14 protein-coding genes and 2 pseudogenes are annotated in these 10,438 nt (G+C 61.4%); 10 read left to right on the top strand and 6 right to left on the bottom strand.

Annotated features, from left to right (window positions below; all coding sequences use genetic code 11):
* Positions 1 to 52 precede the first annotated feature (52 nt).
* From EN969_RS04980 to EN969_RS04970, 3 genes and pseudogenes are all read left to right on the top strand, one after another.
* Positions 53 to 335, top strand: a pseudogene (locus tag EN969_RS04980) (type II toxin-antitoxin system RelE/ParE family toxin).
* Positions 336 to 347: 12 nt separating this feature from the next.
* A complete protein-coding gene (locus EN969_RS04975; protein WP_027039367.1) occupies positions 348 to 647 on the top strand; it encodes a HigA family addiction module antitoxin in 300 nt (99 codons plus the stop codon).
* Between the two features lie 143 nt (positions 648 to 790).
* Positions 791 to 949 (top strand): hypothetical protein, encoded by a 159-nt coding sequence (locus tag EN969_RS04970; protein ID WP_013530026.1) that lies wholly within the window; start codon positions 791 to 793, stop codon positions 947 to 949.
* Positions 950 to 965: 16 nt separating this feature from the next.
* Here EN969_RS04970 and EN969_RS04965 read toward each other — a convergent pair whose 3' ends face one another.
* Positions 966 to 1,580: a glutathione S-transferase gene (locus tag EN969_RS04965; RefSeq protein WP_063168834.1), complete on the bottom strand. Its 615-nt coding sequence runs from the start codon at positions 1,578 to 1,580 to the stop codon at positions 966 to 968.
* Between the two features lie 237 nt (positions 1,581 to 1,817).
* Between EN969_RS04965 and EN969_RS04960 the strand changes: the two genes are divergently transcribed.
* Together EN969_RS04960 and EN969_RS04955 are read left to right on the top strand one after the other, a co-directional pair.
* The gene (locus tag EN969_RS04960; protein ID WP_013530024.1) at positions 1,818 to 2,246 is read left to right on the top strand and encodes a glyoxalase/bleomycin resistance/extradiol dioxygenase family protein; all 429 of its coding nucleotides are present in this window, start codon (positions 1,818 to 1,820) and stop codon (positions 2,244 to 2,246) included.
* 74 nt (positions 2,247 to 2,320) lie between these two features.
* Positions 2,321 to 2,674, top strand: a complete 354-nt coding sequence (locus EN969_RS04955) for a DUF1428 family protein (RefSeq protein WP_063168835.1) — start codon at positions 2,321 to 2,323, stop codon at positions 2,672 to 2,674.
* Positions 2,675 to 2,819: 145 nt separating this feature from the next.
* On the opposite strand, the gene EN969_RS04950 is transcribed toward EN969_RS04955, so the two are convergent.
* A complete protein-coding gene (locus EN969_RS04950) occupies positions 2,820 to 4,442 on the bottom strand; it encodes a sulfotransferase (protein ID WP_244514230.1) in 1,623 nt (540 codons plus the stop codon).
* Positions 4,443 to 4,637: 195 nt separating this feature from the next.
* Between EN969_RS04950 and EN969_RS04945 the strand changes: the two are divergent.
* Positions 4,638 to 5,093, top strand: a pseudogene (locus EN969_RS04945) (EAL domain-containing protein); the annotation flags it as partial.
* 31 nt (positions 5,094 to 5,124) lie between these two features.
* On the opposite strand, the gene EN969_RS04940 reads toward EN969_RS04945, so the two are convergent.
* Positions 5,125 to 5,544 (bottom strand): Kazal-type serine protease inhibitor domain-containing protein, encoded by a 420-nt coding sequence (locus EN969_RS04940; RefSeq protein WP_013530021.1) that lies wholly within the window; start codon positions 5,542 to 5,544, stop codon positions 5,125 to 5,127.
* 501 nt (positions 5,545 to 6,045) lie between these two features.
* Here EN969_RS04940 and EN969_RS04935 point away from each other — a divergent pair.
* The 3 genes from EN969_RS04935 to EN969_RS04925 all read left to right on the top strand — a co-directional run bounded on the left by EN969_RS04935 (position 6,046) and on the right by EN969_RS04925 (position 7,406).
* A complete protein-coding gene (locus EN969_RS04935; protein ID WP_006202520.1) occupies positions 6,046 to 6,258 on the top strand; it encodes a cold-shock protein in 213 nt (70 codons plus the stop codon).
* Between the two features lie 320 nt (positions 6,259 to 6,578).
* The gene (locus tag EN969_RS04930) at positions 6,579 to 6,791 is read left to right on the top strand and encodes a cold-shock protein (RefSeq protein ID WP_013530020.1); all 213 of its coding nucleotides are present in this window, start codon (positions 6,579 to 6,581) and stop codon (positions 6,789 to 6,791) included.
* Positions 6,792 to 6,974: 183 nt separating this feature from the next.
* The gene (locus tag EN969_RS04925; RefSeq protein ID WP_013530019.1) at positions 6,975 to 7,406 is read left to right on the top strand and encodes a BA14K family protein; all 432 of its coding nucleotides are present in this window, start codon (positions 6,975 to 6,977) and stop codon (positions 7,404 to 7,406) included.
* A 127-nt stretch (positions 7,407 to 7,533) separates the two neighbouring features.
* Here the strand turns inward: EN969_RS04925 and EN969_RS04920 are convergent, their stop codons facing one another.
* The 3 genes from EN969_RS04920 to EN969_RS04910 all read right to left on the bottom strand — a co-directional run bounded on the left by EN969_RS04920 (position 7,534) and on the right by EN969_RS04910 (position 9,666).
* Positions 7,534 to 8,172, bottom strand: coding sequence for an MBL fold metallo-hydrolase (locus tag EN969_RS04920; RefSeq protein ID WP_063168837.1), 639 nt, complete (start codon positions 8,170 to 8,172; stop codon positions 7,534 to 7,536).
* Positions 8,173 to 8,309: 137 nt separating this feature from the next.
* Positions 8,310 to 8,627 (bottom strand): hypothetical protein, encoded by a 318-nt coding sequence (locus EN969_RS04915; protein WP_013530017.1) that lies wholly within the window; start codon positions 8,625 to 8,627, stop codon positions 8,310 to 8,312.
* A 145-nt stretch (positions 8,628 to 8,772) separates the two neighbouring features.
* Positions 8,773 to 9,666 carry a branched-chain amino acid aminotransferase gene (locus EN969_RS04910; RefSeq protein WP_127419010.1) on the bottom strand — a complete coding sequence of 298 codons (894 nt, stop codon included), beginning with the start codon at positions 9,664 to 9,666 and terminating at the stop codon, positions 8,773 to 8,775.
* 246 nt (positions 9,667 to 9,912) lie between these two features.
* Between EN969_RS04910 and EN969_RS04905 the strand changes: the two genes are divergently transcribed.
* A partial coding sequence (locus EN969_RS04905; protein ID WP_164758148.1) for a MarR family transcriptional regulator occupies positions 9,913 to 10,438 on the top strand: 526 nt, incomplete at its 3' end.

The raw sequence follows: 10,438 nt of genomic DNA, 5'->3' as shown, positions 1-10,438 counted from the left end.
TTCTTGACTTCCGAAGCGTATCATGCCATGGTACGCCACTCGGGTCGGCAAGGTGATAAGCTCCTCCAAAGACAAGACCAGCGAAGCCGTTTCGAACGGCAAGGCTCCGAAGGGCTTCCCATCGGACCTTTGTCCGCTCAGCCCAGCGGAAGCTGTTCATGATCGACAACGCCGCCGAACTGTCGAATCTGAAGACGCCTCCCGGCAACAGGCTTGAGCCGCTGAAAGGTAACCGTGCGGGCCAGCATTCGATCCGCATCAACGATCAATTCCGCCTCTGCTTTAGGTGGGTGGAAGGGCAAGCGGAGGATGTTGAAATCACCGACTATCATTGAAGAGGGTTCAAAATGCTGAACATCAACCCACCTATCCATCCCGGAGAAATTCTCCGTGAGGAATATCTCGTGCCGCTCAATCTGAAGCCTTACACGCTGGCCAAAAAGCTGCATGTGCCCCGCACACGCATCGAGCGCCTGGCCAGCGAGACGACACCGGTAACGCCCGACACCGCTTTGCGCCTTGCGAAGTTCTTCGGAACCACGCCGCAGTTCTGGATGAATATGCAGGCGAGCTACGACCTCGCCGTAGAGGGAGAGGCGAAGAAGGCCGATCTTGAAACAATCGAACGTCTACAAACCGCGGCCTGAAGTAATCGCGTTAGCAACAACCCGCTTCAAGCAGGCTACGGAGCTAGCGATAAAAAAATCTCGACGATCTGTCGGATAGCCTCAGCCCGCCGCGTCCTTGGGATGCCGACACGATGATGCCGGCCCAACCCAGGAGAATTATCATGTCGGTTCTTTCGTCCATCGGTCGCATCGCAACCCGGTATGCGGCAGCGCGCGCTCGTCACCGCAGCGAACGCGTCCTGCGTTCACTGCCTGCCTCGCTGCGCAAGGATATCGGGTTTCCGGACGTCTTCGATGCGCAAAACGGCCGCCGCCCCTGACCTCGCGGGGCGCCAGTCAGTCATGCGTATCGCCCGAAAGCGGCGTCGCCTTCATCGATACGCGTTTTTCGAAAGCCTCGAACCAGCGCGTCAGCAGTGCCCGTGAGCGAAAAGGCGGAAGGTGACGGAACGCCATCCAGGACAGCGCGGTGGCCAAGGCAATGTGGCCGATATGGAGCGGCGCCTCGTCGTCCAGCGTGCTCTCGATCCAGTCGTAGCTCGCCTCGATCTTTTCCCGGTATCCGTCGGCGAGAGCACCATAGCGCAACTTTTCGGGTCTCCTTTCCGTCTCCCAGCGCAAGGCTATACCCGTCTGCGCCAGGCCCTGGGCGACCGCCTGCAACCGCAATGCCTGCCAGCGCGCCTCGCCGTCCTGCGGCAGCAGCTTGCGACCGTCATGCAGCGTGTCGAGATAGGCGCAGATGACATCGGAATCGAAGATCGGCGACGCGTCGGGCCGCAACAGCACCGGCACTTTGCCGAGCGGGTTTTCGGCGTAGACGCGGGCATTGCGCAAGGTCGGACTGGTCTCGTGATGAATGACCTCCAGCCGATCGGCAATGCCAACCTCGTGGGCGAAGACGAGCGCCTTGCGCGCGAAGGGTGAGTGGGTCTGATAGTAGAGGATCATTGTCGTCCCAGGATTTGAAGAGGCGTTCGCCTGATCCATCTGTTCTAGCCTGCGAGCCGAGAGAATTGCGCTCTGATTGGGCGCGGTCGACGCAAGTTCGTTTCACGCCTCTCGTCCAACTGCGGCTGCGTGGACTGTCCAGGGCCGGTCGGCCAAAAAAATCTGCCGGCCATGTAGGAACGCCGGCACCTCATCCGTCCTTTGGCTCGCAAGGCCAAACGCAAAGAGGAACAACAGATGACCGATCAGACCCCCGTTCAGCCCGCGGCCAAAGTGCTCGGCGGATTGACCCCCTATCTGCAGCTGGATGGCGCCTTCAAGGCTGCCGAATTCTACAAGAAGGCCTTTGGTGCCGAGCAGGTCTTTGCCTATCCGGCGGACGAAAAAGGCCGCACCATGCACATCCACCTCCACATCAACGGCTCGACGCTGATGCTCTCCGACTTCTATCCCGAAAACGGCATGCCTGCCGTCAAGCCGCAAGGTTACACCATGCAGCTTCACCTCGGCAGCGACGACATCGAAGCCTGGTGGAAGCGCGCCGTCGATGCCGGCTGCGAAGTCGCCGTGCCGCTCCAGATCATGTTCTGGGGTGACCAGTGGGGCAATATGCGCGACCCGTTCGGCGTCGAATGGGCGATGAATGCGCCGGTCAAGAAAGCCTGATTTATCGCCAATGGCGAAGTCCCTCACCGGCTGGCGTCGGTGAGGGATTGTGAACTTCCAGGAGGAGACCCACAATGTCCTATGTCGATGGCTTCGTGCTTGCCGTGCCCAAGGCAAATCTCGATAACTACAAGAGGCTGGCCAACCTCGCAGGCCCTATATGGATGGAACACGGCGCGCTCGCCTATGTCGAATGCATCGGCGACGACGTGCCCTATGGCGAGGTCACTTCGTTCCCGCGCGCCGTGCAGGCCAAGGACGACGAGATCGTCGTCTTCGCCTGGGCCGTCTATGAGTCGCGGGAGAGCCGCGATGCCGTCATGGCCAAAGTGATGGCAGATCCGCGCCTGAAGGCCGATTGGGCGGACATGCCGTTCGACGGGAAGCGCATGATCTTCGGTGGCTTCAAGCCATTCATAGAGCTTTGAGCAGCCGGTAGCAGATTGGCAGAAGCCCCTCAGCTTCGTCATCCTAGGACGAAGCAGGAGCGAAGCTCCGTCGCGAAGGCCTTAGGATGACGACGCGGGTGCTTAGGCCAATCTCTAAGGCCACGATCAGCTAGAGAGCGTTGCGCTAATCCAGCCTGTCCAGAAGCGGCTTCAGCCGGTCACCATAGCGCTTCCATAGATCGACCGACCCCTGATACATCGGCTGGCGCACCTGTGCGGCTGAAGCCGTGCGCACCGGTCGGTCGGTCTCGTGGAACGATAGTGCCGCGTCGTCCCAGGGCAGGCCGAGATGGGCGATCAATGCCCGCGTCTGGCCTTCCTGGTCGGCGACAAAATCCTCGTAGCGTACATCGTGCACGACGCCTGGCAGCACCGTGTGCCAATGCTTCATGATGTCGGTGTAGAGATTGTGGAAGTCGGCGAGCTCGCCGAGATCGTAGCCATAGCGATGGCTGTCGCCGCGGAAATGCACCTTGTAGATCGACAGGCAGGTGGCCGCCGCATCGCGCGCGCAGTGGATGATCCTGGCCTTCGGCATCATCATGTGGATGAAGCCGACAAGCAGGAAGTTGCCCGGCATTTTGTCGGTGACGTGGCGCATGTTCGGATAGCGGGCATGGAGCATGTCGAGATAGGCTTGGCCTGCCTCGGCAAAATCCGAATCGCCCGTATCCGATACGCCCCATGGGAAGCCACCCGGCATGGTCGCCGGGAACTGCCTGCCGACCGCCTTCTTCAATATGCTGAGCTCGCCTGCGCCATAGACCTGCGGATGGCTGGCGATGATCTGCTCGACCAGCGTCGTGCCCGAACGCGGCATGCCGACAATGAAGATCGGCGTGTCGTCGCTGATTGAGCTGGGCCTGTGCTTCTCGAAGAAGCCGGCATCGAAGGTGGCCTTCATCGCCTCGAACTCGGCCCGCGTCCTGGCCTGGTCGTAGTCGATGCCTTTGCGGCGGATCGCATTGCCCTCGGCGAAATAGTCGAAGGCCCGGCCATAATCCCTGAGATCGTCATTCGCCTTGCCGAGTCCGAAGGACAGTTGCATGCGCGCCAGGCTGTCCTGCGGCGCCTTGGCATGCTGGGCTTCCATGCCCCCAAGCTCGCTGTCGCGCTCCTTCTGGCGCTTGACCTGCGTCAGCATCAGCCAGGCTGTGGCCATGGCGGGGTTGATCGCCAACGCCTGCCGGAACAGGTCGGCCGCCTCGTCGAGCTTGCCCTTTTCCATCAACCCGACGCCGAGCCCGTGCAGCAGGTCGGCATCCTTGGGTCGGATCGCCAGCGCTTCGCGGAAGGCAGCCAGCGCCTCATCCAGCCGCCCGGCTTCCTGCAGGGTTTCGGCAAGCCCGATGCGGGCGCGCACATGAAATGGGTTGCGTGCAACCGTGCCGCGATAAATCTCTTCGGCCTCTTCGAACTGGCCGACCTGTTTCAGCGATGAGCCGAGATTGTCGCGCGCCGCGAGTTGGTCCGGCCGCAGATCCACTGCGCCGCGGAAGAAATCGATGGCCGCAGCAGGGCGGCCGAGGTCGCGCATCACCGTACCGAAATTGTTGAGGAAATCGGGATTCGTCGGCTGCAGGCTCACCGACCGTTCGATGAGATCCAGCCCTTCTTCGCTGCGCCCGGTCTGGTGAAGCAGCAGTCCCAGGAAATGCGCCGCGGCCGCGTGCTTGGGCTGACGCGCCAGCACCTGCCGGTAGATCGTCTCAGCCTCTTGCCGGCGCCCGGCCTGATGCAGTTGCAACGCCTGCTGCACATACTGGTCGAGGCCCAGCGGCGGCTGTCCGCCTGCGCCAGACCTGGCTCCCGCACCCGCCGCTCGTCTTTGATCTCTGTTGATGGGAAACCTACCGTGTTTTATCCGCCTGTGGCGATCTAGGCCATCGGCGCCGCAGGTTCAAGGCTTCGCTTGCTGTCTCGTCCTTTCGTCGGTGCGGAAAGATCAAATCAGCACACCGCGATCCGGCCCCAGCAAATCTGGCTCGAGGCCACGGAGCGCGCGTTCATCGATATCAACTCGGCCCGCTCAACGCTCGTTCGTGCCCGCGAACTTGGCCACGCAGTGGCAATCGACGACTTCGGCACCGGCTACTCCAGCCTGTCCTATCTCGAGGGGCTGCCGCTCGATGCGCTCCTAATCGACAAATCGTTCATCGATACGATCAGCACGAATTCCGCCACCAATTCCGTCACCGCGCATATCATCGACATGGCCAAGACACTAAAGCTGAAGATCGTTGCCGAAGGCGGGGAAACGCAGGCGCTGGCCGACCACCTCGCGGCACGCGACGTCGACTACGGCCAGGGCCGGCTGTTTGCCAGACCCATGCCCGCGTCCGAGTTCATCGCCGACTGTGTTCATCGCCGACTGTCACCAGGTGAGCCGACGGCTTGATGCTTGTCGTCCTCAACGAGGCGCAGCGTTCTCAGCACGGCCCGTCGCCAACGACGCGATAGTCCGCGGCACGGGCTTCGCAGGAATTGGGGAAGGTGCGCATCTCGCCATGCCGGCGCGCGCACACCGGCGCATATTCGCGGGTGCAGAACGTCTGCTCTTCACCACCGCCGCCGCCGCCACCGCCGCCACCGTCGCGGCACGGACCGTCGCGCACGATGCGGTAGCCGGCCCGGTCGGCAAGACAGGCATTGGCGAAGGTCTGGCGATCGCCGCCGCGCCGCGCACAGACCGGCTCGTACTGCTTGCTGCAATATTGCGGTTCCGGCCGGGGCGGACGCGGACGCGGCCCTGGTCCGTCATCGACGACGACGGTGCAGGCGGCAAGAAGTGCCGACAGCAACAGGATGACAAAACCCTGCCGCGAAAAGATTGCCGCCAGATATTTCATGATGATCTCCCACGATCGCGTCCCCGGTTGCCGATCCTCGCCATTCCCTTGCCAAATGCAACCCCCGTTTGCAGCCCTTTCAGTCGGAAACGCGCTGGGGCTGTAGGCGGCGTCGACCTCCTCGGCCACCTCGACATCTGGCCCATTCGTGGCCCGGTTCTGGCCGATGACCCGGCCGGCAAGCAAGCCTATGCCGAGCCCATCGATGCTCAGGTCAGTCGATTGATGCGTCGGGACGCGCCAGTACGGCGGCCCGCGGCGGTATCTTGCAACCATCACGTTTCCGTGCGATAAATTCCGTGTTCGGGCATTTGCGACCCGGAGAGCGGAACGTTTTGGACGACCTTTCCCCGATACTGTGAATCTCTGACGGCCCCGTTTTCGGCGGGGGGTTTGACCATGCGCCAATGCATGACTGCCGAAGCAACCACCGGGAACTGCCCTTTGCGCCAGGCGGCGGGCGGGACCACCAAAGACTGAACGGGTGAAGGAGTTTCCCCAATGGCCCAGACCGGCACCGTTAAATTCTTCAACGCGACCAAAGGCTTCGGTTTCATCACGCCCGATGGTGGCGCCAAGGATGTGTTCGTCCATATCTCCGCGATCGAAGCTTCCGGCTTGCGCACGCTCGTTGATGGCCAGAAGGTCACCTTCGACGTCGAGCCGGACCGCATGGGCAAGGGCCCCAAGGCCGTCAACCTCCGCGCAGCCTGAGCCATCGGCGCGCCGCATGTCACTTAGACGTGCGACGGAGGCTCCATGCCTGCACCTGGCCTGGAGAGGGATCTGAATTTTGAAAGGCGCGGCGATCTTCGTCGCGCCTTTTCCTTATCGAAGGCGCGGGCCAGTGATGTCGCCCAAGCGGCCGGGTTCTGGGCAACGACTTGCATAAAAACAAAGACCCGAAGCATGCCGCAACGTGCTTTAGACGCCCGCAAAACTTTCTCTTGCCGATGACGCTAAAATAAAGGACAAATTTCCACTCGGGCATTTGCCGGCCCGAGACTGGAGTTTATGGGACAAAGGAGCTTCCCATGCCGCAGACCGGCACCGTCAAATTCTTCAATCATGCCAAGGGCTTCGGCTTCATCACGCCCGATGATGGCGCGAAGGATGTTTTCGTCCATATTTCAGCTGTGCAGGCGTCCGGTCTTCCCGGCCTCGAGGATGGGCAGAAAGTGTCGTTCGATACCGAGCCGGATAAGCGCGGCAAGGGTCCCAAGGCCGTCAACCTGTCGGTCGGCTGAGCCGGCTTCGAACCGGCGCTCCCGGGCAGATCGCTCCCTTGAGAGCCTGTGATTTTTGACGTCCGTTTTGAATAAACACGTTAAAATCCGTTCAGCCCCCGTTCAGCCACGGTCGCATATTAGTCTTCGGTAAAGCCGGACCGCATCCCCGAAACTGCACGGGCCGGAACGAAGGAGACCGACATGAACCGAATTTTCAAAACCGCCGTCCTGGCCGCTGCCGTGGCCGCCACCACGCTCACGGCCTTGCCCGCCGCCAATGCGCGCGACTGGCGCCGTCATCATGGCCATCATGGCAATGGCGATGCCATTGCCGCCGGCGTGCTCGGCCTCGCGGCCGGGGCGCTGATCGGTGGCGCATTGGCCAATGACCGCCCGCCGCCCGACGCTGACCGCTACTACGATGACGGTTACTACGATCGTGACGTCGTGGTGCGCCCGGCCCCGGTCCGCCGCTATTATGCGGAGCCGCGGGTGGTCTACGCCAATCGTTATGCCGAACCGTGGACGCGTGACTGGTACGAATATTGCTCGGACCGCTACCGCAGCTTCAATTCCCGTACCGGCACGTTCACCGGCAATGACGGCGAACAGCATTTCTGCACTGCCAACTAACCAAGGGCTTCCCTGCCCCAAAACAGAAAAGCGCTGACCGCAAGGCCAGCGCTTTTTTGTTGTGGTCTCTACAATGTCAACGGTCTGCTTGAGGCTGATGAAAAACAGCTACGGTTCCGAGCCTGGTTCAAGTCAAAAAAGGATTGGTCCGCCTCTCCTCGCCAAAACGTCCGCCGGCACCGTGGCCACAGATGAAGCCGATGTCGTCGCCGAGCGGCAGGAGCTTGTCCTTGATCGAAGCGATCAGCGCCGTGTGGTCGCCGCCCGGCAGGTCGGTGCGGCCGACCGAGCCGCGGAACAGCACGTCGCCGACATGGGCGAACTTGGCTGCGCGGTTGTAGTAGACGACGTGACCGGGCGCATGGCCGGGGCAGTGCAGCACCTCGAACACATGGCCGCCGAACGACACGGTCTCGCCTTCGGCCAGGAACCGGTCGGGCACGCAGTTGCGCGCTCCGGCGATGCCGTAGCGCTTGCCCTGGTTTTCCAGATTGTCGAGCAGCGACTTGTCGGCCTCATGCGGACCGATGATCTCGACGCCGAGCGCCTCCTTCAACTCCATTGCACCGCCGGCATGGTCGATGTGGCCATGCGTTATCCAGATAGCTCCGGCTGAGATCGCATTGTCCTTCAGCACCGCCAGTACCTTGTCGATATCGCCGCCCGGATCGACGACGACGCCATGCTTGTCATCCATGTCGAACAGGATGGTGCAATTCTGCTGGAACGGTGTGACCGGCACGATGCCGGCATTGAGCTGACCCATGATCGTCCTTTCGATGTTCACGGGTGATGTAGAGGCGCGGACAAAGGGCGTCCACCCTCGAAAGACGAACAGTCAGTAGCCCCAAAACGGAAATGGGCGGCCGAAGCCGCCCATTTGAAAAGACCGAAACGGCCTGCTTACTTCTTCATGGCGCCCATGACCGCGCCGAGAATGGCGGTCAGGATCGCGCCGCCGCCGGCGCCGCCGACGATGTTCTGCAGGTTCAGCGCGCTGCCGAGACCGCTCGTTGCTGCTGCCGCAGCCGCCGGATCGACCGCACCGCCACCCAGCAGGCTGCCGAGGATCGCCGCACCACCGACGCCGCCAATGGCTCCGCCCAGGATTTTGGGAAGCTGACCCATCGCCGCCGTCTTGAGCGCCGCACCGACCGCCTGACCACCGATGATGCCAGTAATCACCTGTATGATGATCGGAAGAAGCGTGTTCATGTCCATATGATTAGTCCCTCCATAGCTGTCAGCCTCCCGGGCCGACACCATCATGAGACGCCGAATTGGACGAAAGTCAAATGCAGAAACGCTGAAATAAAAGGGGCGGCCCGAAAACCGCCCCTACTTCCTAAAAAAGCTGTGACTTTCGTTATTCTGCGGCGATCGCGTGCTTGGGCTGAACGGCCGCAGAATAGTCATTCATAAGATTCTTGGCTATTTCGCCGACCTCGAATCGGTAAGGCCCGATCTCCGAAACCGGCGTCACTTCCGCTGCCGTCCCGGTCAGGAAGCACTGCTCGAAGCTTTCCAGCTCTTCCGGCAGGATGGCGCGTTCAATCACCTCAAGGCCGCGATCCTTGGCCAGCCCGATGACCGTGCGGCGGGTGATGCCGTCGAGGAAGCAGTCGGGCTTGGGTGTGTGGATCTTGCCGTCCTTGACGAAGAAGATGTTGGCTCCGGTCGCTTCGGCGACCTGGCCACGCCAGTCGAGCATCATGGCATCGGCATAGCCCTTGGCCTCGGCGGCGTGCTTGGACATGGTGCAGATCATGTAGAGCCCGGCGGCCTTCGACTTGGAAGGCGCGGTGCGCGGGTCGGGCCGGCGCCATTCCGCCACATCGAGACGGATGCCTTTCAGCTTCTGCGCAGGATCGAAATAGCTTGGCCATTGCCAGATGGCGATGGCGCAGTTGATGCGGTTGTTCTGCGCCGAGACGCCCATCTGCTCACTGCCGCGCCAGGCGATCGGCCGGACATAGGCGTCCTGGAAACCCTGCTTCTTGAGAAGCGTGGAAGAGGCGTCGTTGAGCTCGGCCACCGAATAGGGGATCTTGAAACCGAGCAGGCGTGCCGATTCATGCAGGCGCTCGGTGTGTTCGTTGAGCTTGAAGATCTCGCCGCCATAGGCGCGCTCTCCCTCGAAAACAGCGCTGGCGTAATGCAGCCCGTGCGTCAGCACATGGATCTTGGCGTCACCCCATTGGACGAATTCGCCGTTCATCCAGATGGAGCCATCGAGTTGATCGAAGGGAACGGATGCCATGGTAACCTCCCACGGGCGGCAGCCCGGATAGTTGTATCGTTGTGTGTTTCGTGTCGGCCGCCCAAAGCGGCTTTTATGGTGGAGCGTAGGCGGATAATTGCGCTCTGGCAAACTTAGGAAATTCCGGAAAAACCGGCTTCCCTTGCCTTTTCGTTCGCAATCCGCCCAAAAGCTTGTCAAAAATTACCATTGCAGGGAAATTACGTCAATAGTACTGACATAATCTCTCTTTCCCACGGAGAAATAATGACGGATCGAAGCCCAGCCGCCGGAAAACCGATCAGGACCGCAATGTCGGTCGAGGACGGCATCGACTTCGCCATCATCGAGCTGCTCTTCTTTGCCTATCGCGACTTCACCTCCGATCCGGACCAGATCCTGGCCGATTACGGCTTCGGCCGGGCCCACCACCGGGTGCTGCATTTCGTCAACCGCAGGCCGGGCCTGACGGTCGCCGAACTGCTCGACGTGCTGAAGATCACCAAGCAGAGCCTGGCCCGTGTGCTCAAGCAACTGATCGACACCGACCATATCGTGCAGTTGCAAGGTCCGCGCGACCGCCTCCAGCGCGAACTTTATCCGACAGCCAAAGGCCGTGCGCTGGCGCTGGCGCTGGCGCGGCCACAGTCGCGCCGCATCCATGCTGCATTGGGGGATTCCGGAGTAACCGAACGGACCTTGGTGGAACGGTTCCTCGAAGCGATGGTCAATCCGGAACTGAGGGCGCGGATCGACGTTGGGTCCGCAAAAATGTCAGGGAAAAGCCATGGAG

Origin of the sequence: Mesorhizobium sp. M7A.F.Ca.CA.003.01.2.1 (assembly GCF_003998945.1) — a bacterium.
Lineage (GTDB): Bacteria > Pseudomonadota > Alphaproteobacteria > Rhizobiales > Rhizobiaceae > Mesorhizobium > Mesorhizobium ciceri.
This window is presented reverse-complemented; position numbering and strand designations above follow the sequence as displayed.